General features: G+C 60.2%; 19 protein-coding genes and 2 tRNA genes. 8 read left to right on the top strand and 13 right to left on the bottom strand.

Annotated features, from left to right (window positions below; translation table 11 throughout):
- Window positions 1-256: 256 nt before the first annotated feature.
- The 9 genes from Pan216_RS28020 to Pan216_RS03680 form a co-directional block, all read right to left on the bottom strand.
- Window positions 257-535 (bottom strand): tyrosine-type recombinase/integrase, encoded by a 279-nt coding sequence (locus Pan216_RS28020; protein WP_419193222.1) that lies wholly within the window; start codon window positions 533-535, stop codon window positions 257-259.
- A 35-nt stretch (window positions 536-570) separates the two neighbouring features.
- Window positions 571-1,748 (bottom strand): IS3 family transposase gene (locus Pan216_RS03715; protein WP_419193221.1). Its coding sequence is split into 2 segments (ribosomal slippage): window positions 571-1,475 and window positions 1,475-1,748, totalling 1,179 coding nucleotides; the frame shifts between segments, so codons are not numbered across the junction.
- A 380-nt stretch (window positions 1,749-2,128) separates the two neighbouring features.
- The gene (locus Pan216_RS03710) at window positions 2,129-3,499 is read right to left on the bottom strand and encodes a tyrosine-type recombinase/integrase (protein WP_145254990.1); all 1,371 of its coding nucleotides are present in this window, start codon (window positions 3,497-3,499) and stop codon (window positions 2,129-2,131) included.
- A gap of 134 nt (window positions 3,500-3,633) precedes the next feature.
- Window positions 3,634-3,722 (bottom strand) — tRNA-Ser (locus tag Pan216_RS03705).
- A 238-nt stretch (window positions 3,723-3,960) separates the two neighbouring features.
- Window positions 3,961-5,610, bottom strand: coding sequence for a sensor histidine kinase (locus tag Pan216_RS03700; RefSeq protein WP_145254987.1), 1,650 nt, complete (start codon window positions 5,608-5,610; stop codon window positions 3,961-3,963).
- 14 nt (window positions 5,611-5,624) lie between these two features.
- Window positions 5,625-5,987 (bottom strand): thioredoxin domain-containing protein, encoded by a 363-nt coding sequence (locus Pan216_RS03695; RefSeq protein WP_145254984.1) that lies wholly within the window; start codon window positions 5,985-5,987, stop codon window positions 5,625-5,627.
- A gap of 383 nt (window positions 5,988-6,370) precedes the next feature.
- The gene (locus tag Pan216_RS03690) at window positions 6,371-7,525 is read right to left on the bottom strand and encodes a response regulator (protein WP_145254981.1); all 1,155 of its coding nucleotides are present in this window, start codon (window positions 7,523-7,525) and stop codon (window positions 6,371-6,373) included.
- Entirely contained in the window at window positions 7,522-8,733 is a 1,212-nt protein-coding gene (locus Pan216_RS03685) for a response regulator (RefSeq protein WP_419193220.1), read from the bottom strand. Before Pan216_RS03685 ends, Pan216_RS03690 begins: the two co-directional genes overlap by 4 nt.
- A complete protein-coding gene (locus Pan216_RS03680; RefSeq protein WP_419193219.1) occupies window positions 8,711-10,531 on the bottom strand; it encodes a hybrid sensor histidine kinase/response regulator in 1,821 nt (606 codons plus the stop codon). The genes Pan216_RS03685 and Pan216_RS03680 overlap by 23 nt, the downstream gene beginning before the upstream one ends.
- Window positions 10,532-11,289: 758 nt before the next feature.
- On the opposite strand from Pan216_RS03680, the gene Pan216_RS03675 reads away from it, so the two are divergent.
- The 4 genes from Pan216_RS03675 to tnpC all read left to right on the top strand — a co-directional run bounded on the left by Pan216_RS03675 (window position 11,290) and on the right by tnpC (window position 14,315).
- Window positions 11,290-11,374: transfer RNA gene (locus tag Pan216_RS03675), tRNA-Leu, on the top strand.
- A gap of 106 nt (window positions 11,375-11,480) precedes the next feature.
- Window positions 11,481-11,834, top strand: a complete 354-nt coding sequence (gene tnpA, locus Pan216_RS03670) for an IS66 family insertion sequence element accessory protein TnpA (protein WP_145254972.1) — start codon at window positions 11,481-11,483, stop codon at window positions 11,832-11,834.
- A 2-nt stretch (window positions 11,835-11,836) separates the two neighbouring features.
- The gene (gene tnpB / locus Pan216_RS03665) at window positions 11,837-12,229 is read left to right on the top strand and encodes an IS66 family insertion sequence element accessory protein TnpB (protein ID WP_145253735.1); all 393 of its coding nucleotides are present in this window, start codon (window positions 11,837-11,839) and stop codon (window positions 12,227-12,229) included.
- 358 nt (window positions 12,230-12,587) lie between these two features.
- Window positions 12,588-14,315: an IS66 family transposase gene (gene tnpC / locus Pan216_RS03660; RefSeq protein ID WP_145254969.1), complete on the top strand. Its 1,728-nt coding sequence runs from the start codon at window positions 12,588-12,590 to the stop codon at window positions 14,313-14,315.
- 21 nt (window positions 14,316-14,336) lie between these two features.
- Here tnpC and Pan216_RS03655 read toward each other — a convergent pair whose 3' ends face one another.
- Complete coding sequence (locus Pan216_RS03655; RefSeq protein ID WP_145254966.1) at window positions 14,337-14,594, bottom strand: hypothetical protein; 258 nt, start codon at window positions 14,592-14,594, stop codon at window positions 14,337-14,339.
- A gap of 575 nt (window positions 14,595-15,169) precedes the next feature.
- The gene (locus Pan216_RS03650) at window positions 15,170-17,416 is read right to left on the bottom strand and encodes an RHS repeat domain-containing protein (protein ID WP_419193218.1); all 2,247 of its coding nucleotides are present in this window, start codon (window positions 17,414-17,416) and stop codon (window positions 15,170-15,172) included.
- Window positions 17,417-17,921: 505 nt separating this feature from the next.
- Between Pan216_RS03650 and Pan216_RS03645 the strand changes: the two genes are divergently transcribed.
- From Pan216_RS03645 to Pan216_RS03630, 4 genes are all read left to right on the top strand, one after another.
- The gene (locus Pan216_RS03645; protein WP_145254960.1) at window positions 17,922-18,356 is read left to right on the top strand and encodes a hypothetical protein; all 435 of its coding nucleotides are present in this window, start codon (window positions 17,922-17,924) and stop codon (window positions 18,354-18,356) included.
- Between the two features lie 156 nt (window positions 18,357-18,512).
- A complete protein-coding gene (locus tag Pan216_RS03640) occupies window positions 18,513-20,159 on the top strand; it encodes an efflux RND transporter periplasmic adaptor subunit (protein ID WP_145254957.1) in 1,647 nt (548 codons plus the stop codon).
- Window positions 20,160-20,168: 9 nt separating this feature from the next.
- A complete protein-coding gene (locus Pan216_RS03635; RefSeq protein ID WP_145254954.1) occupies window positions 20,169-23,384 on the top strand; it encodes an efflux RND transporter permease subunit in 3,216 nt (1,071 codons plus the stop codon).
- A 13-nt stretch (window positions 23,385-23,397) separates the two neighbouring features.
- Window positions 23,398-23,787: an RND transporter gene (locus Pan216_RS03630; RefSeq protein ID WP_145254951.1), complete on the top strand. Its 390-nt coding sequence runs from the start codon at window positions 23,398-23,400 to the stop codon at window positions 23,785-23,787.
- Window positions 23,788-24,011: 224 nt separating this feature from the next.
- Here Pan216_RS03630 and Pan216_RS03625 read toward each other — a convergent pair whose 3' ends face one another.
- Together Pan216_RS03625 and Pan216_RS03620 are read right to left on the bottom strand one after the other, a co-directional pair.
- Window positions 24,012-25,589: an FAD-dependent oxidoreductase gene (locus tag Pan216_RS03625; RefSeq protein ID WP_145254949.1), complete on the bottom strand. Its 1,578-nt coding sequence runs from the start codon at window positions 25,587-25,589 to the stop codon at window positions 24,012-24,014.
- A 140-nt stretch (window positions 25,590-25,729) separates the two neighbouring features.
- Window positions 25,730-26,461: a hypothetical protein gene (locus Pan216_RS03620; protein WP_145254947.1), complete on the bottom strand. Its 732-nt coding sequence runs from the start codon at window positions 26,459-26,461 to the stop codon at window positions 25,730-25,732.
- Window positions 26,462-26,502 lie beyond the last annotated feature (41 nt).

Here is a 26,502-nt window from a genome sequence, read left to right as displayed (position 1 = left end):
AATTTCATCGTTGCGGGATCATGTGTAACCCGCTACCATGGTGAGAGTTGCTACAAACAGTGATCAGCATCGGGCAGGCGTTCAGAGAATCCCACCCTCTCCGTTCGTCCCGTCCTCCTTTCCGTTACCTCCTTTCTGATAAAGAGTTAGGACGAGCCGAATTCCTTGGCACAGTCGACTGTGCCAGGACTGTGCCAAATCTGCTGCTTTCTCCCCTCTCACCTTGGCTCTCGGGACCTCGGTATCGGACTCCAAGTCACTGGCCGACGGCACCGTTACCGTCGGCCTCCCCAAACAATCGTAGGCGTTGCATCTGGCGGCGCGCCTCGTCGTCATGCAAGTGGTAGTAGTGGTCGACCATCCGGCTCTCCTTGTGGCCGAGCCATCGCCTCACTACTTGTTGTCCTACCCCACGGTTGGCACACATCGAACAGAAGAAGTGCCGAAAACTGTGTAGCCGACCATGGATGAAGCCGATGTCGCCCTCGGCAGTCGGGAAACGATCGGCCAGGGGAAAGAGCACTTCCCGAATCAAGATCCGTGGCCTGCCCCTTTGGTTTGTACCAGTTGTTATGAGAGTATCGGGACCTGGTCCGACGTGTGCTGCTGGAGAGAGGGCGTAGCCCGAGCGGAAGCAGCACACGTCCGCGCGAACTCGGCCGGGGTTCGGTACCCCAGACTGCTGTGAGGACGACGCTCGTTGTAATCTTCCTTCCACTGCGCCGCCAACCCTTGGGCCTCCCCGATGCTTGCGAACTCCTCCACGTTCAAGAACTCGTCCCGCAAGCGACTGTGAAAACTCTCGCCATAGGCATTCTCCCAGGGGGCTCCCGGGGCGATGTAATGGGTCCCGACCTCCATCCGGTGTAGCCATTGCCGCATCGCCTCCGCGATGAACTCAGGACCGTTGTCGCTACGAATGTGCCCCGGCAATCCACGCTCGGCGAACAACCCCGCCAGGACATCCAACACATCCTCCGCCCGGCAATGCCGACCCACACGTAGCGACAAGCATTCACGCGTGTACTCGTCCACGATCGACAGAATCTTCACCGGCACTCCCGAGGCCGTCCGGTCGTGAATGAAGTCCCACGACCACACGTGATTCTTGTACTCCGCGCGATGACGTGTCACACTGTTGGCACTGCTTCCCAGTCGACGCTTCTTTCGCTGCTTTTTCGGCACTTTCAGGCCCTGGGACCGCCAGAGCCGGTAGATCCGCTTGCGGTTGACCCGGAAGCCCTCCCGACGAAGCAGGAACCAGATCCGGCGGTAGCCGTAACGGGGATGCTTCCGAACCAACTCCAGCATCCGAGACACCAAGGGCCCTTCGTCACTCGACACGCGTGGCTGGTAACGTTGCGTGCTCCGGGGCTGCTCGGCCACCTCGCAAGCGCGACGCTCGCTCACCCCGAACGACTTCTCCAGACGATCGACCGCCGCCCGCCGACGCGAAGGGCTTAGAAGTTTCCCTTGGCCAACTCCTTGAGCATCGCCTTGTCCAGCTCCGCCTCCGCAAGTAGCCTCTTGAGCTTCGCGTTCTCTTGCTCAAGCTCCTTCAGACGACGCGCTTCGTCCGCCTTCATCCCGCCGTATTGGTGACGCCGACGATGGAACGTCTGTTCCGAGACACCAAGCACCTGACAAACCTCGCCGATCGTCTTGCCCGCGTTCTGCATCGCCTCGGCATCACGAAGCTTCCGCACAATCTGTTCCAGGCTATGACGCTTGCCACCCTTCCTTGCCATCAAATGTCTCCTGCTCCTTCTTCGGCCCAGAAACTCTCAAAACAACTGGTACAAACCAAAGGGGCAGGCCAAGCGATCCGAGTCAAGCCACCCCTTCGAAAGTCCGGCCATTGCGATTCTCTTTGTTCTGCCTGAAATCTAGCAGTCCGTCGATTTAAGCGGGCCAAGGCGAGAACGAGCCATGTTGGCCAAGATCAAGGAGGTAAATCGCAGGCGAATCCGTAGATTCGTCGAGGTTTTCCAACGCCGAGATTGGTCAAGAGAGCCGTTCGCAGCCGGCAGCGAATAGATCAACGGGCTGCTAGCCAGTTCGGTATCATGCATCTTGCCACGTCTTGGCCGGACACGTAGGTGCCGGCCACAACCTGCACTATTCGTCTTCACGCCGACTGGCCCTTCAGCCGATCCATCAGCATCGCAACCGCTGGCCGATAGATGAGAGCATCCTCAAGTTGCTTCCTCTTCGTTTCGGGGCGTGTGTGGGTGTAGATCGCGGTCATGCCGAGCCCATTGGCTCCTTTGGTGCTGCTGGGGGAGTGCCCCATCAGCTCGTTTCGGATGAGGGGATCGACATTTGCGTCTTGAAGGCATGTGGCGAACGTGTGGCGGAGCATCTTCGGAGCCGTGATCTCGGGGCGTCCCATCCTCTTGGCGACTCGCATGAACTCCCGTCGAATCCAATCCTCCTTCAGGGCGCCGATGTCTCGCCAAACAGTCCTTGCGGCGGACTCCGATGCGTTGCGATCATCGTTGGGATGCTGATCCGCGCGTCGAACGACATCGCGTTCGAGGGCGATCGGCGAGAGGTCGACAAGGGGTGGAGTGTAGCCGTCACTGCATCGCCGTTGTTGGAAGATGGGACCGGTACGACGTTCGCCGATGACAACGCGAAGGAGATCGACGAGCTGAGGAATGAGCGGGATGTCACGTTCGTTGCGGGTTTTCACCCTCCAACCCAGTCCTGGCTTGTTGCGGACGAACAGCCAGCCTCGATCGAGATCGAGGTTGTCGGGCAAGAGCAGATGAGTGAGTTCGCCGGGACGTAGGCCAGTGAGCAGAAGCGTCGCGAAGATGGGAAACTGCCAGTCGTCGCAAGCTTCGAGGAAGCGCCGTTCCTCGTCGGGCGAGAAGACGTCGACCGGTTTGGAATCCTCGACGGGGATGCGGTGGATCTCGATCGTTTGGAATGGGTTCTCGGCGTAGGGCGGTAAATGACGCTGTTTGGCGGCGTATCCGAAGAGTGTCGAACAGGTTTCCAAGATGTACTTGATGCCCTTGTCGCGGAGACGGCGCTTCGCGCTGTTCCGGTGACCGTTGGGGGCAACTTCAAGGTGCCGAAGATACCGCACCAACTCCTGGGCGTGGGAAGCTCGAAAGTCGGAAGCCCGGCGCACTGGGCGGACGTCGTCCACGAAGCGGAGGAGATGCTCCGTGGCAGCCCGGTATCGGCGAATCGTGTGAAGCGAAGATCGCCAGACATGCTCGTGATGCTCAAGCCAAGCTTGCCGCAAGTTCGGGATGGAGATGGGCTGGAAGCCATAGGCCGACGGAGCGCCGACCTCGAGCTGAGAATTGATCTCGGCAGCCATCTGTCGAGCAACGTCACGCTCGGGACCGATGCGCGGTTGATGACGCTTGCCCTGCTCGTGGTAGCAGAGGTACCAGACGCGGCCACGGAGATAGACCCGAACCCGGCCGACGCGAAACGACTTGGCCTTCTTGGCTGTCCTTGAAGCGGAAGGGGACGACACCAGGCGTTCCTTTCAGAGAAGCCCACCGCTACAAAACGCTACAAATAGCGCTACAAACGGGAACTTCCTGAGGTCTCTCAGGAACGCAAACGCCTATCAGGACATGGTTTAGGTCGATAGGCTACAGGCAGGAGCGGAGAGGGTGGGATTCGAACCCACGGATAGGGCAAACCCTATCGCCGGCTTAGCAAGCCGGTGCAATCGACCACTCTGCCACCTCTCCGGGATGGGTTGGATCGCGTGTCGATTCAAGAAGGCTAGTCTACGTTCCCCACCACTTGACGACAAGTCTTCTGAGGCCGACTCGAGAGAGCCGTGGCGAGTTGTTGCGGCGAATGGGACGGTTGCCGGGGACATTCCGGACGACTCACCCCTCAAACGGGGCGTTGATCCTGCTCGGGCCGCCGCGTTTGGTCGTGGGCCCACCGGTCGCGTGGAGCACGGCCATGGAGTCTTCACGCCTACACGCGAGCGACCAACTCTCGGGGGCGGTCGGCGATGTCGTCCGATGAGTCACATCGCAATGGGATGAAGAGGGTGAACGTGGCGCCCTTGCCTTCCCCAGGGCTCTCGGCCGCTAGGGAGCCCCCCAACTCCTTGGCGGCCAAGGCTCCGCTGTGAAGTCCAAACCCGTGCCCGTTCTCCTTGGTCGTGAACCCGTGGGTAAAGAGTTTCGCGAGGACTGCCGGCTCCATACCGACGCCGTTGTCGGCAACCTGCACGAAGACATGAGTATCGTCCGATCGACCGAGTCGGAGTTTGATCCAGCGATCGATCCGTCCCGTCGCACTCGCCGCCTGACTGGCGTTGATCACGAGATTGACAAGGATTTGCATCACCTTGTGCTTGTCGGTGACGACTTCGGGAAGCGGTTTGTACTCTCGCTCGACGGCCACACCGTGCCGCGAAAGTGAGTCGTTGTTGATCCTGACGGCGTCGTCGAGGAGGTCGGCGAGACTGACGGGTTCGTAGAGGCTCTCCGTCTTGGCGAACTTCTGCTGAACGCTGATGACGTATTTGACGTGCTCGACATGTTTCTCGAGCGTCGCGAGTTCTTCGGTCACTTGCCGGTGATCCTCCATGATGGTCTCGCCAAGTCGATGGATAAAGGCCGGAAGTTTTTGACCGCGGGGATCGTTCGCGAGAAACGTCGCGAGTTGATCCTGCTGCGAGTCGATGAGCCGGCCAACGCGAATCAGATCCGCGGCCGGGCTGGATTTCAGCCTTTCGGAGAGGAGATGGGTGGAGATGCCGATGCTGTTGAGGACATTGCCGACGTTGTGCAAGACGCCGGCGGCGAACTCGGCCATGCCCGCTTTGCGGGAGGCGGTGGCGAGCTTGCTGAAGAGCTGCTCACGCTCCTTCTGGGTCTTGCGGTGTTCGCCAAACTCCACTTCCAACTGGGAACGAGCCTCTTCGAGTTGGCTGGTTCGTTGTTTGACCCGGTCTTCGACTTCCGCGTGGGCCAGTTCGAGGGCGGCCCGTTTCTCGCAGATGTTGCGGCCTTCTTGTCGACTGCGGAGACAGGCAATGATGAGAAAGATGTCCTCAAAGACCACCCACGCCGAGTGTTCGATCCAGCGGTAGGGGCTTTCCAGGAAAACGCCATAGATCGACTGGGGCCACCAGAAGCCTCGGACGAAGTGGTCGGTCGCCATGATCACGGTTGCGGTGATCAGGACCTTCCAGTCGCGGTAGAAGGCCAGGAACGCGAGCGATCCAAAAATGTGGAAGTGGGTTTCGATGCGGCCTCCGGAGAGATGAATCAGCAATGCCGACCAAACGGCCTGGGCGATTGCGACGACATGGCGAGTGAGGACCGCACCCGGGTAGTAGAGTCCCATCAGGATCGGGGCGCTCGAAACCAATGCTCCGAGGAACACCGCCGCCCAAACGTGAAGATGTAGAGTAGAAGTGTGGGCGATCCACGTTTGCGGAGAGACGAGTACTGCCATGAGAATGCCGCCGACCCATTGTAGTGCCATCAGGACGACGAAGAGCCGATCGGTTTGAGCAAAGAGAACCTGCTGGTGCCACGCGTAGAGTTCGTCGGCTCGACGAGCGAGGGAGCCAGCGGTCGTGGAAGTCTCGCTGAGTGAAAACGATGCCATGCCGTTCGGGCTCCTCAATTCACGTCTCCCAGATGGATGGGGCAGCCGAAGACGGGGAACATGGCATGGTCGACCGGATGGCCGTTGAGTAAATCCACAAGCGCGCCGGCGGCGACACTGTCGCCTTCGTGGGCGCGGGCGGGGGTGATCCCACCACTGAAGCGGAGCTGTCCAGCGTTCGAATAGAGGAGGACGTGCCCGGAGGTGGTAGCGCCGAACTCCTTGGCGTCCTCGCCCGCGACATCAACGATGGGAGTTGTGGAGCAAAGAGGGGCGGCGGAACGCCACAGGTCCGTGTCGGCCCAATCCGCGGTCGCATCGTCGGGGCAGTAGAAGAGGCATTCGACGGTTGGCGAGGACGCGCAACGGGAGAGCACTCTTGCCAACTCCGCGAGGGTGGCCCGACTACATGGGCACTTTGGATGTACAAACGTGAGCAGGGTGGGTCCCTCGGCGGCCAGATTGACCCTTGCGCCGCGGGGCCAAACGATGGGGACCTCCGCACTCTCTCCCGGCGTGTTGGAATAGGAGATGAGACCGAGCATGCCCATTGTCGTCGCGGCGATCCAGATGGCGACAGCGACTAGCGGAACGGTAGGATTCGTCGCGGTTGCTGACGATTCAGCGGTTGGCACGGGCACGGCAAACCTCTCCTCTTTGGGGCTGGAAGGCCTTGAGGTGCTGAGCGATTGGGCTGGTCCGAATGAGGTCGGGACACCAAATGTAAACGAACAAGTGGTGACGGCCTCCACGCCGCGACTTACGACACGGCGAGCTTTGTTTCGTTCGGGGTGTTCGAGTCGGACCATTCCGCCATGGGAATCCGGACACGAATGGGCTCTCGAATTCGGCGATGCCTGGCGAAGTTTCGCAAACGCTCCAAAAAGACCGGAGCAATCCGCCGCCCGGCGGCGATGAGGATTTCTCCGGCGTCCGAGCAAAGGTTTTCATCGAGGATCATGTCTTCGCAGAGGTCTTCCAACGTCACCGAGCTGACCGTGTAGTTCCAAGAGACAATGACTTTCAACTCGTGGATGAGGCGATTGTCGTACTGCGCGCGATTGGCGTGGATGAGTTCGATGGCTTCTTCGTCACTTTGCACTCTCGTGCGGAATTGAAGAAAGTCCCGAGCGATTCTCAGGACTCTTGCCCCCAAGGGAGGGCGATCTCCGGAGAGTGGATCACTCTGTTTCGCGATGTACTCCGCGACTTGTTCAAGTCGTGGGATCTTCGCCACGAGCTTGCTTCCGATCGCCGGATGAATGTCAAAGAGTCGCTGTTCCTCCGTCGATAGAGGATGACCGGCGGCGACGCGTTCGAGAGTGGCGTCGGGAACGGCGATGAAACCGAGCGAGGAGAGGGAAGCAGCGACCTCGATCTCCCAGGCGTTCGCGACGTCGAGCCGAGCGCAGAGCGCTCGGGCTAGGAGGCGGATATCCCCTGACTGCCCGAACGCCTTGGGACTGACGACGGAAAGGACCTCGCTGAGGATGCTCAGGCTGCCCGAAAGAGTCTTGCTGAGCAAGTCGCGCTCGGCCGTGACCAGTCGATATTGTTCCAGACCGGCATCGATCGCCTTGCCAAGTTGTTCTTCCGAGCAGGGCTTGTTGAGGAACCGGAAGATGTGCCCCTCGTTGACCGCCTCCACGGCGGTCCTTTGATCGGCATTGCCCGTGAGCATGATTCGAACAGTGTCGCGAGAGAGCTCCTGGATCTGCTTGAGGCATTCGACACCGTTTGTCACCGACATCTGCATGTCGCTGATCACGACGGCAAACGGTCCCTTCTCCTTGACGGCGGCCACACCTTCGCTCGCGCACGGGGCCGTGTCAATTTCATACCGCTTGCGGAAAGTCCGTTTGACGCTGTGAAGAACATTGGGATCGTCGTCGATGAAGAGTACCCGTTTGCTCATGTCTCCATCCCTTCTCCGGCCATCTCATGAATCTCTTCCCGCCACCTAGCGACGGCGTCGCTCAGCCCCAGACGCTCGATGTATGCCAGATCGAGTTGCTGTTCCTCGCCACCTGGACTTCGGAGTCCCGTTTCGTTGACGAAGGCATTGGAAATGTGGACCGCCGTTAGCGGGGTGAACTCCTCGACGTAGGAATCCGACGGGTCATGGTGAAAGGCGACGGCTTCCACGATTGGCTGGGGAAGCCCCCAGAGTCCGAGAAGGTGAGCGCCGACGTAGGCGTGCGTCGTTCCCCAACGCTCCGCCTCGATCTCACAGGCGCGTCCCGATCCCGAGTGAACCTCTTCCAGGATCGAGTCGTACTCGTCGCTGAGTTGCGAGGCCATCAACAGCTTGCCTATGTCGTGAACGAGTCCGGCCATTTGGGCATCATCAACAACCTGCTTTGGCGCGCCGACGTCATTGGCGATAACCGCCGACACTCGACCGACGGCGACACAATGGTCCGTGAAAGACTCGACGGAGAAGCTCTGACTCGACGACGAGTCGAACTGGGAGAAGATTCCAGCAGAGAGAGCGATGGGTCTTAGGACATCGAGGCCTAAGAGTGCCGCCGCTTGTGAGGCGCTTTCCACCCGAATCTTGGTACCGAAGAAGGAGGAGTTGACCAACTGCAAGAGTTTGGTGCTCATCGCGACGTCTTGAGAGATCAATTGTCCGACGGACCTGACGCATGCGTCGGGGGACTGCAACTCTACCATCAACTTGGTGTAGATTTCCGGTAGACTTGGAAGGCTACTCGTCTGAGAGATGAGTTGTTGGAGTGTGGGGTTGGAAAGTCGATCGCGCAACGAGCATGATCGTTCGATCGCGCGGTACAACTCGTTCGGCTCACACGGTTTCGAGAAGTATTGGTGAGTGCGAATCACGGATTGCTGAATGCCTTCCTGGTCGGACTGACCGGAGAGCATAATGCGCACGACGTTGGGATGGGAGGCCGCGATCCGTTTGAGAAGTTGAGCGCCGTCCATTCCCGGCATACGCATGTCGGTGACGACGACATCGACAGGCTGTTCCGCGAGCCGGCGCAGCGCTTCCTCGCCACCAACGGCGAAATCCATGGCCCATTCGTGCCGGTATCCGCGCAGAGCTCGTCGAAGCCCGGTAAGGATATTCGGCTCATCGTCAACAAACAGAATGCGTTTCATGAGATTCCTCCCGCGGTGGATGGCTCTTGGAATCGACCGAAGCGTGTTCGAGGGGCAACCGGATGCGGAAGGAGGTTCCCTTTCCCATTTGGGTGCGCAGGTCGATGGTTCCCTCATGCTTGTCGACGACAACAGAGCGGGCGATGGCGAGTCCTTGGCCTGTTCCCTTGCCAACATCCTTTGTCGTGAAGAACGGATCGAAGACCCGGCCAACGTTCTCCGTGGAGATGCCGGTGCCGGTGTCGCTGATCTGAATTTCCGCCCACCCATCCTCACAGCGAGACTCGATCAGGATGGTGCCCTTTTTCTCCGGCTGGTCGGCGTTCGCATCTTCGATCGCGTGGGCCGCGTTGACGATGAGATTGAGAAAGACTTGGTTCAACTCCCCGACGAGGCAGGGAACCAAGGGCATGTTCGGTTCAAAGTTGGTCTCGACCTCGGCCACGTACTTCCACTCATTGCGTGCGACGGTAATCGTCGTTCGCAACGACTCGTGAATGTCGGCGAGAGTCTTCTTCTCGGCGCCCGGATACGAGAATTCTTTCATCGCGCGGACGATGGTCGCGATTCGCTCGATTCCGTCGAGGGTCTGTTCGATGGTCTCGGGGATCTCTTCGACGAGATAGGACACATCCGCGGAGTCCGTCGCTTGATCGGCGGAGGTTGTTTGGTCGGGGGCGAGTTTCTTGGCCTTGCACTCCTCGAGAAGGGAGTCGAATGCCTTGATGACTTCACTCAGGTTCGCGAACGAATCTCTTAGGAAGCGGACATTGTCTCCGATATACTGCATCGGCGTATTGATCTCGTGGGCGATCCCCGCCGCGAGCTGTCCCACCGATTCAAGCTTCTGTGCTTGAGCCAACTCGCACTGGAGCAACTTGTGCTCCGTCTGATCGCGGACGATGGCGATGTAGAATGGTCGATCCGATTCGGAGACGTAGCCAATTGTCCAGTGCGCCGGAAAGACACTTCCATCGCGACGAACCGACTCGATCTCGCGGCCAATCGGTGTGTTCGTCGAGTCCATTCGTAAGAGTTCGCCGATGTCTCCAGTCGACTTCGGGTCGGCGTCGTGCAACAACTCCGCAACTTGCTTGTCCACCACCTCGTTGCGACCGTAGCCGAAAAGGAGCGAAGCGGCGGTGTTGGCCGTCTCCAAGACTCCTTGAGCGTCAAAGGTGATGATGCCATCGGGTGCCGTGTTGAACATTGCCTGCATTCGTTGTTCGCGGTCGCGAAGGGCGCTCGTTCCCTGGTCGACCCGTTCTTCGAGATCGCCAAGATGGGCGCGTAGTTGCTCGGCGAGTCGTCTCTTCTCGGCGATCGCCGTGGCCATCTGACAGACTTCCGCCTTGTCGAAAGGTTTCTTCAGGACGAGCCAGCGGTCGTTGCTTCCCAAGCGACGCGTCACGTCAGACCACGAGTAGTCGGCATAAGCGGTGCAGATGACGATGTGAAGCTCCGGGTCGATGCTCCAAAGGTGCTCGATCGTCTCGAGACCATCCCATCCGGGTGGCATGCGCATGTCGACGAACGCCATGATGTAAGGCGACCCACGTTCGAGGGATTCCTTCAGCTTTTCGAACCCGTCCTTCCCTTGGTGGGCCGAGTCGATCTCGAACTGACGCGGCTTGCAGGAGGTCTTCTCGTGGGTCTCGCCGAAGATCGCCGCGCGAAGGTCCTCGAGATCTTGGGATTGGGGGTTCTCTGCGAGAACCTTGCGAAAGTCATCATGGATCGAAGGATTGTCGTCAATGACCAAGATCCGTGAGCGATCGTCTGAACTGATTGCGCTCATATCGTTCGTCCACAAGCAGCGGGTTGGACTAAAGAAAGGATGACTGCACCTTATCACCAGCATGAATCCAAGACGGGTGCGAGATTACGGTGCTGATGAACTCTAGCATCAAAACAGACTTTTGCAGAGGATATCTGTGTCAGTTGCGGTGGAGTCCATCTCCTCGCGACGAGAGTCAGTCTGCCGCAGAATAATGAGCGTCATGGACCAGTGATTATTTCGGGGACTCCCGCAGGCTGCGCGGAGGGGGCACCGAGTTCCCCGGACACAGGCGCTTGGCGGATTGCCCACCAACCATCGACCAAGAAATGACTCTTGGCTGGCGGTCGGCCCCGGTTCATTCCGTCGGATGAGCCTCTTGCGGCGCGTCGAGAGCAGCAAGTTGGGCCGACCTGTTCGAGCATGTCGGCCTGCGTGAGCGCAGGGGAATGGGTCACGGAACACGATGGGCTTTATAATGCAGGCGTGGTCCGTGGCGGGTGCTCGGTCGCGCGGTTGCCAATATCGGTTGATGGTGAGGGATGGTTCTCGCGAGGCAGGGACACGGTCGCGATCATCAGGGAAATCCGGTCCATTGGCCCGTAGAACAGAGTGCGGAGTCCGAACGGGGCACGATTGATATGCCGTGGGATGACGAATGACGCCGGACGCCACATTGCCCCCGACGTTACCCCTTGCTGGCGGTCCTGGCCCGATGTGGATTGCAGACATACGCAAAGACCACGTCGACAAACGGTTGCGTCATCTATCTACACTCTGGCCGAGTGGTGGAATTGGCAGACACAAGGGACTTAAAATCCCTTGAGGGTTTCCCTCGTGCGGGTTCGAGTCCCGCCTCGGCTAATGACTTACGTCAAATCTTGTTCCGAGCGTGAGCGTTGCAACGGTGGCGTCTTGTGGATTGCGGTAGGCTTGGGTTGGTTGGCCCTGGTTTGTCGCGAGGCGGAAGATGCGAGATCGCAGCCCGGAGAAGGAAGCCTATTGGCGGAAGGTCGTTCGTCGGCAAGAGGAGAGCGGGCGGGGCGTTCGGGTGTTCTGCCGGGAAGAGGGGATTTCGGAGGCGTCGTTCTACGGTTGGCGGCGTGAGCTACAGCGACGCGATCGACAAGAGAAACGTTCGCCTGCGGTCGATGGCGGTGGGACGTGTCCGTCGCCGTTCGTGGCGTTGCGGGTGGTCCCCGAATCGACGAGCGTGATCGAGATCGTTCATCCCCGAGGCTACATCGTGCGGGCGCCGGCCCAAGTCGACAGCGACGCGTTGCGCAAAGTGCTTGCGGCCCTCGATAGCGTCGAGGAGGAGTGAGCATGTGGTCGGTCCCTCATCAGGTGCGGATCTTTCTGGCCCGGGAACCGGTCGATATGCGTAAGAGCTTTCATGGGCTCATCGCCTTGGCGGAATCGGTGCTCGAGCAAGATCCGCTTTCGGGCCATTTGTTCGTCTTCATCAATCGCCGCCGGGATCGCCTCAAGGTGCTCTATTGGGGCGGCGTCGGCTATTGCATTTGGTATCAGCAGCTGGAAGAAGGGAGCTATCAGCTTCCCGACGTCCAGGCGGCCGACGATGAGGCCGGCCTCGAGATCACTGCCGGACAATTGTCACTCATTCTCGAGGGCATCGACCTCTCCTCGGTCCGGCATCGCAAACGCTTTCAAGTCTCCGATCAGCACCGTGACACGCCGTCGTCCCGTCGTTCGTGACTTCCCTTCACTCTTTCCCGAATGATGCTCGCCGCTCCGCGGAGCCAGGACGCGCCGCTGCTCCTTCGGATCGCCAGTTCCCCGTCACGGCGGCGAGAGCCTGGAAGCCATGGGACGGCACGCGACCAAAACCGAGTTTTGTCTTCGGTTGTCCTCGGACCCTGGGTTCTTCGCTTGCCAATCTCGTTGGACGATCGACCCTGGCGTTCTCTTCGCGAGCGACAACGATGTCATGGTGATGGCAGCGACGAGGCGGACTCGCAGGTTTTCTCGTCATTCCGTCGAAATCGCTGAAACTGCTCTGGCGCCTCCGACGCCGACGTGCTAGGGTGTCCCCGCGACAACTGAGATCGGTTTGATGGACGCCTTCGACGTGAACCTCCCTCGCGACATCGACGCCTGCCACGAGTTGATCCTCGAACTCGATCGGGAGCGCCGACGGCAAGCCGCCGTCATCGCCCAGCAGCAAGAGACCATCGCCCAACAACAAGCAATCATCGCTCAGCAGCAGGAGACGATCGATCGCTTGCAGAGCGACGTCGACTTGCTCAAGCGGACCTTGTACGGCCGGCGGCGGGAACGCTTCGTCGACGATTCCCAGCAGGGGCTTTTGTTCGACTCGACAATCGTCGGGGCGGACGACGATTCAGGCTCCGGCGACGACGACGAGAGCGATGACGACGAACCGTCACCAGAACGCCGCACGAGCAAGGGACGCGGCCGGCGTCTCTTCCCCGACCTGCTGCCGCGCAAGACGGTCCGCCACGAACTCGACGAGCACGAGGTTCCCGAGGAGCTGAGGAGCGATCCGGCCGCCCGGCGGTTCTTCAAGAAGACCAGCGAGCAACTGGAGTTCACGCCCGCTTCGATCCATGTGATCGAACATTACCAAGAGGTGATCCTTCGCGACGAAGCATCGGGCGAGACGACGATCGCCACGGCGAAGAAACCGCCGCAGTTGATCGACGCTTACGCCGGCCCCGGCTTCTGGGCTCATCTGACCGCCAGTCGCTTCGCCGACCATCTGCCCTACTACCGACAAGAGGACATCCTCGCTCGCCACGGCTGCCGCATCGGCCGCGGCACCCAACAGCGTTGGCTCTTCGCCTTGGCCTTGGCGGTCGCGCCGTTGGTCGAACTCATGCGTCGGCTGGCGTTGCAATCCGAGGTGCTGGGCTGCGACGAAACGCCGGTCAAGATGTTGGCGGGCGAGCCGCCTGGCTGCACCAAGACCTATCTCTGGAGCACCGTCGGCGACAATGCCCATCCCTACGACTGCTTCCACTTCACGCCCGACCGCAGCCGCGATGGTCCCGACGAGTTCCTCGCCGGCTTCCAGGGTTACTTGCAGTCGGACGCCTACACCTGCTACGAGCGAATCGCCGCGGCGGACGACCGGATCGTCCCCGTCGGCTGCTGGGCTCATGCACGCCGCAAGTTCGAGGAGATCCACTTCAGCGCGCCGAGCGTGCGGACGCACACCGCCCTCGGCTACTTCCAGCGGCTCTACGACATCGAAGATCGCGCCCGTGACAGTAGTGTGTCACAACGCGGCGCCCTGCGGCAACGCGAAGCCAAGCCGATCGTGACCGAGTTCCATCAGTGGCTGCTCGAGCAAAGCGAGCGGGAACTTCCCAAGTCGAAGCTGCGCGCCGCCATCGCTTACATGACCAACCGCTGGCAGTCCTTCGCGTGCTATCTCGACCATGGGGCGATTCCCATCGACAACAACCGCACCGAAGCGGCGCTGAAGTACGCCGTCCTCGGCCGCAAGGCGTGGCTCTTCTTCGGCAACAGCCAAGGAGGCGAGACCGCCGCCACCTTCTTCACGCTGACCAAGAGTTGCAACCGCCATCACGTCGATCCATTCGCCTACCTCCGCGATGTCTACACCCGCCTGCCGACCACCTCGGCTTCGGATCTCCCTTCGTTGCTACCCGACCGTTGGATCGACGAGCACCCCCAGCATCGTCTCCAAGAGCGCGCCGACGAAGCCCGTCAACGCGCCGACGAAGCCCGTCAACGCGCCGACCGCAAACGCGCCCGCCGAGCCCAACGCCGCGCCCATGCAGCCACTCCTCGTTGATCGGTGACCGGTTCCCCGTCGTCATCGGCTCCTGCTTCCCGCACCACACGCCACCGTTGCAACGCTCACGTACGTATTGATCGCACGTCCCGAGCCGTTGACGTGGGCCAGGGACTCAAGGCGGCCGAGGGTGTCGTAGCCGTACGTGCTGGAGGCGACCAAGTTCGTGCCCGCCAAGTCGGAGTAACGGTCGATCTGCGTGAACTGTCCGACTCCATCGTACTCGAAATCGACCCTCTTTTCCGCCACATTCGGCCCCGATTGGGTGACTCGCGTCATTCCGTTGAACTATCGGTGCCCCACCGAAGACTACCTAAGAAGTCGTCGAAGCAGCCAACCCACTTCGTTCCCGTTCGCCTCGAACATTTCCTGTGACTCGGTGTTACCGCATTCTGACGGCTGGCTTGCCAAAGCCCTATTCGTTAGCGAATGCGATCAGGACCTGAACCACCACATCTAATCTCTATCGTTGTTCTCGAGCAACTCATCAACACTCCGGGACACTGCGGGGAAATGGGATGGATCCCGGCAAGCCTGGACAAATGTAGCAAGGCCCCATCCTTTGTACCTGTCCTGTACATTACTAGCGTATTGAACAAAACTATCAACGGACACCGATTTGGACTGCAGAAACGTTCTTGTCATAACGCCAGCAACTTGTAGCGACACATCTCGTTTCGAAGTGTTTTCCGCATTAACGAACATTATGAGCGCTCCAAGAATGCTGACGATGTAACCGGGGGCCGCTACAAGTAGCACGTGTATCCATGTAGGGTTACGGAACCGCCTTGTTTGTTGTGGCTTCATTGCTCGCGATGTCCTTGTATTATCGATCGATCCTTCGATTGTCAAAATCAGAACCATCTTCTTGCATTGTGGCTATGCTGCCACCGCCTTCCCTGGCACCTCCAATGATTGGTGCCCGGAACCATACGCGCACCCGCATGGAGAGCATCGTTTATCAGCTGGTTGCGGTACGTAATGCAGTTGTGCTCAGATCCGATGACCGAATACTGAGAAGGAGTCCTTGGAAGACTTCTGCGAAGCGCGTCTCGGATGCGTTGCAGGTCATAACAGTATGGGTTCACTATTAAGTGTTCGCAAACACGGAAGTTCTGTGTCCACGGACGCTGATCTCTATCTCTTGGATATATATTACCCTCACGCCCGCCTCGCTGCACTGCGGGGCCATTCCCAAAGTGCCACCATGGTGTCCGAGGGCGAAGTTCAATTCCATAGTCTACATCATCAAAGTTCAGGAAAACGTGCAATGCAATGGCCGATCCGCCACAACACGGAACTCGCCCTTGACAACGCCGGATCCCCGTTGCAACGAAAGTCGGATTGCGTGGATCACTGGACACACGGATCATTCCAGAGGGATCCAGAGACCCAATCGGACTGTTGTGCGCGTATGCCGACAGATTTGGAGACTCTTCGACCCCCATTGGGTCCTCGGCAATGAAGCGGCCATTCTGCACATCATAGTAGCGGGCGCGATAGTAGTACTGGCCTGTTTCGGCATCATACTCTCGACCTGTGAATGCAAATCGAATCTCGCTTATTGGATGTTCTGTATCGATGATCTCGCCAAAGGCGTTGTAGATAACGTGTCTTTCTTCTGTTACTTGCCCATCGCTAACAACGAGGTCACGGATAGAGCCTTGGTGATCAGGAAGAGACCAGACGACTTCCGTCACAGTTTCCTCGGCAAGTACTTGGTCGATGTCCGGTCCATGAAGAAAACGAGTCTGCGTGTCAGTTGCGTCATTGTAGACTAGAACAATGCTGTCTAATGGCGTTTGTGTCGTTGCGGCATAGGCAACAGGAAACTCGGCCTGATCGAGGATATATCGTTCGGTCTCTTCGGATCCCGTACCGGCGCCGTCCCAATCGATCTCTTTGGCGATGCGGCGATTGGCGATGTCGTAGGCGTAAAGCACGTCCTGAATGATGGCGTCTTGATCGTCTTTGGAGATGACACGCGTGAGACGATTGCGATGGTCCCAAGTGTACTCCGTCACCTCGCCCGTCGCGATCTCGGTGCGGGAGGTTCGATTGCCCTCATCGTCATAGGCGTAGGTGTAGACGCCGTCATCCAAGAGCTGGTTGTTGGGGCCGGTGTCGTAGTCGGTTGGCGTACGATGGGAGTCAAGCCGGTTGCCGTTGGCATCGTACACGTAGGATTCGTCGGACTGAATGGCGTCGACATGATCGGCGGCGGTGAGCTGGTCCTCCTCATCGTAGGTGTAGTCGACCGTCCCATCGATGGAGGTCATGGTGTCGATGCGATTGAGTGCATCGAACGTGTAGGTGTACGTATTGATCACCTGTCCTGAACCGTTGACATGGGCCAGGGATTCGAGACGCCCGAGGGTGTCGTAGCCGTAGGTGCTGGAGGCGACCAAGGTCGTGCCCACCAAGTCGGAGTAACGGTCAATCTGAGTGAACTGCCCGATCCCATCGTACGCGAAATCGACCCGCTTCTCCGCCACATTCGGCCCCGATTGGGTGACGCTCGTCATCCGATTCAGCTCGTCGTAAGCGTAGCTGTTCGTGAAGTCAGCAGCACCATCGATGGTCGCGGAGAGCTGCGTCCGATTGCCGTTGGGGTCGTACTCCTGGTTGAGAATGACATTCGGACCGGGCGTCCCGTCGTTGTCAATCGTCGTCACGCGACCGAGCTTGTCGTAGTCGTAATCGTAGGACGAAAGGATATCTGTCGGCGATGTCCGATCCGTTGCGGTCTGGATCTGGTGGGCGGCGTCGTAGGTCCAGTTGGCCGTGTAGTTGACGGCGGGGTCGGGGATGGCGTCGCCATCGAGATCGGTGATCTCGCTCAGCAGCCGATCGTTTTCATCGTAAGTCGACCAAGTCAGCTCGTCGATGGTCCCATCGCTCCCGAGATCGAGACGACCTACAAGAGCGCCGAGGAGTTGCGGGAGAAGGTCAACAGCGCCCCGGAACTGATGGAGGAGGCCAAGAAGAAGCACGAAGCGGCGACAAAGGCGGCACGGGCCAGGATGGGCAAGCAGAAGACAAAGCCCACCACGGCCGTCGAGTCCTGGCACGATCGTGTGCAGGACGATGTCTTGAGCCACTTCTTCCGTGTCGCGACACCAAACGCGTCTCCCGAACGGACGCACGAGGAGTTTCGCGACTGGGCGATGAGTTCGAATCTCATCGAGCTGTACGATTCCGCCGCGGCTCCGATCGAGTCTCAGGGACGCCCCGCAGCCACCCAGGGAACCCAAAGTTGACTGGAAACAGTTCCTGGAGTCGCGGGGAGCGTCTATCGAGGAGGGAAAGACCACCCAACCATTGGGCTCCATGCCTCCGGGCAACTCCAAGTCCGGCAACTGCTCAGAGGAGCTCAACTCCTACTTGTCGTGGCAGGATTGGCTCACCGTTTCGCCGAAGGGCGAGAACACGAGAACCTGATCGACTGAGCCGGCAATCGGCTTGGGACATGGTCCAAGACATTCCAAACAAACCCCACCCCGATGTGGCCAAGTTCGGCTCGATCGTCCAAACTCCGATTGTCATCATCGGTCGAGTCGAATAGCCTAGGGAAAGAGATCGTATTCGACCAAGCAGGGCCTCTTGATGGCGTTTTGTTACCGCCTAATGACGTTGATGTCGGTGCTCGGCATCCTTTCCTGCCCCTTCGTCTGCACCCAGGCGAACGTGGCGGCGGAAGAGGAAGAGACCGTCTCGTCATGCTGCGGTTGCTGTCATGCCGGGTTGGCCCAGCGAGGCACCTGCAATTCTTCTGACCAACCATCGAGCAAAGCGCCGGTCTCTCCCGACAACGATCAAGACGATCACGACTGCGTTTGCCAGATGATCGGCAAAACCTCCGTGAAGCGTTTTGCTCTGACGTTGGATCAGTTCCCGCATCTTCTCGACGGCGTTGTCCTCCGGGAAGTCCTCTCAACGACGGCCGTACCGCGTCCCGCAGCCGTTGACCGATGCTCGATGCGCCCCGACCACTTCTCGGGGATCTCCATGCGCCTAGCCTTCTCCTCACTCCTCTTTTGAACCCTCTCCTCATCGCTCCGCTTCGCCGAAGGACCTAGTGCGTCTATGCGCTGGCTTTCGGGTTCGGCGTCCTCCAACAGGCTACCGTCTCCTCACATGCGTTGGCATGGGGAGAAAGTACGTCACCTTGTCTTCTCTTGTCATCAGGTGATTCCGATGAGCCAAGAACTTTTGGAACATCCCGCGAGCAATCCGTCGCTCCGGCGTGACGACGTCAACGGTTCCGCGTGCCCCCCATTGTCGAGCGGGCGTCACTCCTTGGGGGAGTGGCTTCTTGACAGCCTGCCGACCGTCGTCGTTTTGGCATGCCTTGGAGCGGTTGGCTACCTCGGCCACCGTACCGGCTGGTCGATGCCGAAGTTTTCGACCCTCTTGGGAACGTCCACCACCGAACCAGACGACTGGTGCGAAGAGCACGGCGTCGCCGAGTCGCAATGTGTGGCCTGTCGCGTCGGGCTCTTCCAGCGCGGCCCCGATCATGGATGGTGCGCCACCCATGGCGTTCACAACTGCCCGCTCGATCATCCGGAGGTGGCTCAGCGCAAGTCGGGCGATCCCGTGACCCAAGCCGATCTCGACCGGGCCGCTCGCGCCCTGGCGTGGTCGCATCGCAAGCGGAACAACGCCGCGTGCACAACGTACCTGAGCCGAATCCAGTTTGCCTCCATTGAAACGGTCCAACAAGCGGGAGTTGATGTCGAACTCGTCGAACGCGGCCCGATCGTCGAGTCGGTTGCGGGCAACGGCGAGATCGTCTACGACCCGACAATGCTGGCGAAGCTCTCCTCGCCGGTTCCCGGTTCGGTCTGGCGGGTCGAGAAATCGATCGGCGATTCGGTCCAGAAGGGGGAACTGCTGGCGTTGGTCGATGGTGTCGAGGTCGGCAAGACGAAGAGCCGGTTGGTGCAAGCGCTTGTCGACGAGAAGCTCCAACACCGGCATGTCGAACGACTGAAGGCGGCGCGCGAAGCGATCGCCGATCGCCAGATTCTTGAAGCTGAAGCGGCGCTCGCGAAAGCGACGGCGGTCGTCCTCAGTGCCGAACAAGCGCTAGTCAATCTCGGACTTCCCGCCGATGCCGAACGTTTGCGAGGGCTCTCCGAACAGGAGGTGATGGACGACCTTCGCTTCCTCGGAATCTCGAAGGAGACCCAGAAACGTCTCGGCCAGGACGTGATGACGGCCAATCTCCTCCCTATCCGTTCCCCGATGGACGGAGTCATCGTCGATCGACGTGTCGTCACCGGCGAAGTCGTCGACTCCTCGCACGTCCTATTCCGCGTCGCCGACACCAACCGGATGTGGCTGGTCGTCAACGTGCCGATGGAACACGCCACGAAGCTGTCACCGGGACAGACGGTTCGTTTCCGGCCCGGCGGAAGTCGCGAGGAAGTGACCGGAACGCTCGATTGGATCAGCACCGCGGTCGATCCCCAGACCCGCATGCTCAAGGTCCGCGCGGAACTGGACAACACGAAGGGAACACTTCGCGACGAGACCTTCGGGTCGGGCCAAATCATCCTGCGCGAGGAGGAGGAAGCCATTGTCGTTCCCAACAATGCCATCCATTGGGAAGGCTGTTGCCAAGTCGTCTTCGTACGCGACAGGGGTTACTTCGACAGCCCGAGTAGTCCGAAAGTCTTCCACGTGCGGACGGTCCGGCTAGGGGCGACCAACGGTAACTCCACCGAGGTCATCGCGGGACTTCTGCCCGGCGAAGTCGTGGCGACCAGTGGTAGCGATGTGCTCCGAGCCCAACTCCTCAAGAACAACCTCGGCGAAGGTTGTTGCGTGGACGAGTAGGAGACCGCGGTGCTCAGTCGACTCATCGATCTATCTCTGCGCCATCGCGCGGTGGTCATCCTGGCGACGCTGGTGATGATCGCGATCGGATTCTACGCGCTGCGAGGGCTGAACGTCGATGCCTTCCCCGACACGACCCCGATCCAGGTTCAGATCAACACCATCGCCCCCTCACTATCCCCCGAGGAGGTGGAGCGTCAGATCACCTTTCCCGTCGAACAGGCGATCAGCGGCCTGCCGGGGTTGGTCGACTTGCGATCGATCTCCAAGTTCGGACTGTCGCAGGTCGTGGTCATCTTCGAGGACGCGACCGACATCTACTTCGCGCGGCAGCTCATCAGCGAGCGGCTGAGCACCGTCTCCCTGCCCGAGGAAATCGAGCGCCCGCAAATGGGGCCGGTCTCGACGGGGCTCGGAGAGGTCTTTCACTATGTCCTCGTTCCCGATGGCGTCGACGTCACCAACCTCTCCGACGCGCAACGCGTCAAGCAATTGACCGATCTGCGCACCACTCACGACTGGATCGTCAAACCCCAACTGCGTTCCGTGCCAGGCGTCGCGGAGATCAACAGTTGGGGTGGCTACGAGAAACAGTTTCAAATTCGGCTCGACCCCGATCGGCTCATCAAGCACGAGCTCACCTTCGCCGAGGTCGCCAACGCCGCGCGGCGAAACAACCAAAACGTCGGTGGGGGAACGATCACCGACGGCAGCCGATTGCTTCTCGTCCATGGCGTCGCTCGAACCACCACCCTCGAACAGATCGAGAACATCGTCATCGATGCCCGCGACGGCGTGCCGATTCGGATTCGCGACGTCGCCGAGGTCCAGATCGGTCACGAAATCCGGCGCGGAGCGGTGACCGCCAATGGGCAAGGGGAAGCGGTCCTCGGCCTCGGTTTCATGCTCATGGGCGAGAATAGCCACGACGTGACCTGGGCACTCAAGAACAGGCTCGACAAGATCAGGGACACCTTGCCGCCCGGCGTCGCGATCAAGACGGTCTACGATCGGACGGAACTGGTCGATCACGTCATCGACACGGTGCGAAAGAACCTCTTTGAGGGGGGCCTGCTGGTCATCGCGGTCCTGTTCATCTTTCTCGGCAACCTCCGCGCGGGCCTCATCGTCGCGCTCGCCATTCCGCTGTCGATGCTCTTCGCGTTCGCCGGCATGTGGCAGATCGGCATCGCGGCGAGTCTGCTGAGTCTCGGCGCCGTCGACTTCGGTCTCGTCGTCGACAGTTCCGTCGTCATGGTCGAGAACTGCGTCCGGCATCTCGCGCATGGCGAGCAACAACGCAGCCGCTTGGAAGTGATCCGTGAAGCGGCGATCGAGGTTCGTAAGCCGACGATGTTCGGCGAACTGATCATCATGATCGTCTACCTGCCAATCCTGACCCTCGAGGGAGTCGAGGGGAAGCTCTTCCGCCCGATGGCGTTGACAGTGATGTTGGCTTTGGCGGGTTCGATGATCCTGTCGCTGACACTCATGCCGGTGCTCGCGAGTCTTCTCTTGCCCAGGCGGTTGAACGAGCGCGAGCCGATGCTCGTTCGCGGGCTCAAACGACTCTACGCCCCCATCCTCCGCTTCACGATGCATCACAAGCTCGCCGTCATCGGCTTCGCCGCGACCGTGATGCTCGTCGCCTTCGGCATGATCGCTCCGAGCCTGGGGACCGAGTTCGTCCCTCGTCTCTCGGAAGGGGCGATCGTCATCAACGTCGTCCGCCTGGCCGGCACCGATCTCGACGAGTCGACGCGCTACAACACGCAAATGGAGCGGGTCCTGCTCGAGAAGTTCCCCGATGAGATCGCCCAGGTCTGGAGTCGGATCGGGACCGCGGAGGTCGCCACCGACCCGATGGGCACGGAGTTGACCGACCTCTTCATCACGCTTCGTCCACGCTCGCGATGGACGCGCGCGGCTACCCAGGAAGTACTCACCGCACTGATCCAGGAGGAGCTACGTGACCTACCCGGACCACGGCTCGCGATGACCCAACCAATCGAGATGCGGATGAACGAAATGATCTCGGGCGTTCGTTCGGACGTGGCGGCGATTCTCTACGGCGACGACCTCGACCTGATGGTCGGCAAGGCGAAGGAAATCGAGCGCGTCCTCAAGTCGATCGATGGAGCGGTCGATGTCAAGATCGAGCAAGTCACCGGCCAACCGGTTCTTCAGATCCACGTCAAACAAGACGAGATTGCCCGCTACGGCATTCCCGCCAAGTCCGTGCTCGACCTGGTCGAGTCACTCGGCAGCAAGCACGTCGGCGACGTCTACGAAGGACAATTGCGGTTCCCTTTGATCGTCCGACTGCCCGAACGCGCCCGCGCCAACCCCGACGCGATCAAGTCGGTCCTCGTCGCCACTCCGTCCGGTCAACGAATTCCGCTCGCGCGACTCGCCGACGTCGACGTCGTCGAAGGGCCGAACACCATCAAGCGGGAATGGTATCAGCGTCGGATCACGATCGAGGCGAACGTTCGCGGACGGGACATGGGTAGTTTTGTCGCCGAGGCGCGGCGCGAGGTCGCCTCCCGCGTCGCCCTTCCCCCCGGACGCTACCACATCGAGTGGGGTGGCCAGTTCGAACACCTGCAACGTGCGAGGGCTCGGCTGGCGATCGTCGTGCCGGTCGCCCTCGCGTTGATCTTCGCGTTACTCTACATGACCTACCACAATGTGGTCGACTCGCTGCGTGTTTTCACGAGCGTTCCCTTCGCTTGGGTGGGAGGAATCGTCGCGCTCTGGATGCGTGACATGCCCTTCTCCATCTCGGCGGCGATCGGCTTCATCGCCCTCTCGGGGGTGGCGGTGCTCGACGACATGCTACTCGTCTCGACCATCCGGCAGTTGCGACGCGAAGGCCGTTCCCTTGACGACGCCGTCGAGGAGGCGGCGATGACACGGCTCCGTCCGATCCTGATGACAACGCTGGTGGCCAGTCTGGGATTTGTGCCGATGGCATTCAGCACCGGCATGGGGGCCGAGGTGCAGCGTCCCCTCGCGACCGTCGTCATCGGTGGCGTCTGCAGCGCGATGATCATGAGCCTCCTGGTGCTGCGAGTGCTTTATGTCGTCTTCAATCTCCCTAGTCGCGGAGGAGACGACCGACGCGTCGGAGAAGCGAACCGACAACCTGTTGAGCCAGGCGGGGACCAGACGCGGCGCGTGCCCGCGTCGGCTGCGCCAACGTTTGTTTCCAAGAGTCCTTGAAAGGAATACGTCCATGACAAGTTGGCAGCGAATGATCGCGTTGGGAGTGACAGGCATGGCGAGCGTGATGTTCGTCGGCTGCGGCGGTTCGACGACCGAATCGACAGGCTCGGCCGCCGGAGAAGCCGAAGAGCACCAACATGCGCATGAACACGATCATGCCCACGGCGAAAGCGAACATAGTCAGGGTGGTTGGTGGTGTGTCGAACACGGCGTTCCCGAGGAGGTCTGCACCCGGTGCAGTCCGCAGCTTGCCGCCGCGTTCCAGAAAAAGGGCGACTGGTGCGAGGAGCACAGCCTTCCCGACTCCCAGTGCTTCACGTGCAATCCCGAACTCGAGGCGAAGTTCGCCGCTCAATATGAGGCGAAGTTCGGCTATAAGCCACCCAAACCGACGGAGTGATCCTCTATCTCGTGGCGTCGAACTGGGTCCCCAAAGAACACGCCCGCGAACAAGCTGACTGACTCGAGTCCTTCAAGGGCAATGCATTGCCAGCGGGAGTCGAGGGTGGGCATGCCATTGCCGACGGCTCACGCATGCCCACGCCATGCGTGGACATCGCCTCAACCGAAAGAGCGTGCCGTGCTCCCTTGGAATCCGCCTTCGCGTGAAGGTTCCACGGTCTGCTAGCGAGGGCCCAGAGTGATGCCTTCGGACCGGAGCTTTCCCTGCATGCGGGTCACGGGAACCTCGTGCACGACGATCGAGTCGTGGGCGGCGATGGCGGCGGCCGTTCCGGCGGCTTGGCCGGTCAGCATCCAGGTCGGCTCCACGCGCAGGGAGTTAAACGCGACGCGGGAGGTGCTCATGCAGACCGGCGCCAACAGATTTTCGCACTCGCTTCTCTTCGGCAAGAGGGCCCGGTAGGGAATCTGATAGAGAGGTGGCTCGACCAAGTAGCCCCCCTCGTTGATCACCTCCTTGCCATCGGGTGAGGCCAGCCGCTGAACGACGTGCGAGTCGACCGGAAAGGATCCAAGGGCGATCGCATCGCTCTTGCGGGTTTGCTCGAACAGGTCCGCCTGTGTCATGATAAAGTCACCCACCAACCGGCGACCCTCCCGGATATAGACGTCCCAAGGCCAATGTCCGTTCTCGACAAACTCGTCGCGTGGTAGGCCCCAAGCGCGGAATCGAGCACGCTGTTTCTCAGGGACCGCGGGATCGTGCTGCAAGAACCAGAGGAGCCGCCGCGTGTAGTCCCGGTGCGCCTTCCAAATAGTTCGCCTCTCCTCAGCCGAAGCTTGCGCATAGCCGTCGCCGCCGCCCACGAGCCCCCAATGGAGCAGCAACGGAACGCCGTCGTTGATCTTCGCCTTGCCATGGGGAACTCCTCCTCCGATGCCGAATGGGACGCGGCCCAATCGCTTGATCTCCCGTCGGAGAAGCTCGAACTCGCGGTCGTGGTAGTCATCCGGCTTGGTGAGATCGACCCGGTTCGACGTGTCGTTGGTGAAGCAGGCGTACATGTTAAAGCACTGCAAATGATCGTCGCCCGCTCCCGGCGTGACCGCGGTCGTCAGCCCCGAGATGTGGGGCAACAGCGTTGATCCATCCTCCGCGAACCCACTGACCGGACTTCGATGAATATCCTCGACCACCTTACCCGGAGGATTCTCCAACGCGAGGACCACACCCGCCAATGATTCGCCGTAGGTCGAACGGGCTTCCCTACCGATGGTCGTCGTCAGTCCGGACTTCGCCAAGAGATCGCCGGTGTAGGTGGCATCGACGAAGACATCCGCCTCCACCAAGCGACCACCACTCGACGTGATATGGGTGATTCGAGAGCCCTTCTTGGTCACCTCCCGTAGTGGAAAGGATTTGATCACATGAACTCCTTCCTCCACGAGCCAGTCGTCGAAGACCTTCTCGATGACGTGCGGTTCGGGCGTCGAGACCCGCTTGCCGTAGCGAGCCGCCACGCGCGATTGCAGCTCGTTCCAAAGCCCGCCGAGCGACGCGGGTTTCATTCGGTTCTGCTCGCCAAACCCGAGCGTCTCCGACATTCGCCCGCCCACGTGCCCGAGCTCTTCGACCAACACCACCCGCTCGGCACCCGCCCTCTTGGCCGCGATCGCGGCGGCGATCCCCGACGGCGAGCCACCGACGACGCAAACCTGCGCCGACACCGCGGCAGGTTCGGATGCCTGAAAGGTAGTGGCGATCGCCAAAATCGAGAAAGAAAGGATGGAACTTGTCATGGATCTCGTCTGTTGGGATTCGTGGATCGTGGTTGCGAGAACGTTACGACGAGCAGGCTACCATCTTGATGCGGTGGCGACATTCATCGGTCGGAAGGATTCCGCGAACACGCGCCGGCAACGGTTGCATTGACGAGCAACTAGCGTCCGAGAATCGAGGAAATCCAGCCGAGGAACGATCGTTCGCCGGAACCCACATCCTTTTTCGGCTCGTCGGCCGACTCCGGTTTCCCAGCGCTACCGTCGTCGACCCAGCGGGAGAACGAGTCGGCGCCTTCCTGCCCGGCTCCCTCCTCACCTTTCGCGGCCGGAGGTGTCGAGGGTGGAGTCACCGACGAAGAATGAGCTCCCAAACCACTGGTGGCCCAGGCTGGTTTCTCGGCACTTTGCTCAGGTGGCGGGGCGGCTTGCGGAGGGCCCAATTCGCGATTGATCTCCTCCACGGAAACCAAGTGCGAGTGGGCCCACTCCTCGAACTCGAGGAAGTCCACGCGCGACGCCGGCTCGGGGGATGCCCCAACCGGTTCCAGTCCGAACAGCTCCCACTCATGCGACTCGACCCACGGAAGGTTCCTGGCCTGGAGAATGTCCTTGGGAAGCTTCCCTTCCTTGGCGAGCTTGATGACCTCGCGCATCTTGTCCATGTTGTCGAGGACTTCCTGACCTCGCTCTTCCGCTTGAAGTTTCTCCAGCACGGCGGGATCGAGATCCGGCACTTCCGTCTGCACCAGCCCATTGAGGAGTTGCTCGTGCATGTTGTCAAGTTGCTCGGTCACCTTCGCCAGGCGGGCGGGATCGAGCATGCGGGCGAGAGCGAGCTTGTTCTTCTCCATGTTCTCGACGAACTGGGCGTACGACTCAACGGAATCCATCGCGAACGGCTCCGAACAAAGGTGTTTGTCTTGGATCCAGC

It is taken from the genome of Kolteria novifilia, from assembly GCA_007748055.1.
GTDB lineage: Bacteria > Planctomycetota > Planctomycetia > Kolteriales > Kolteriaceae > Kolteria > Kolteria novifilia.
This window is presented reverse-complemented; position numbering and strand designations above follow the sequence as displayed.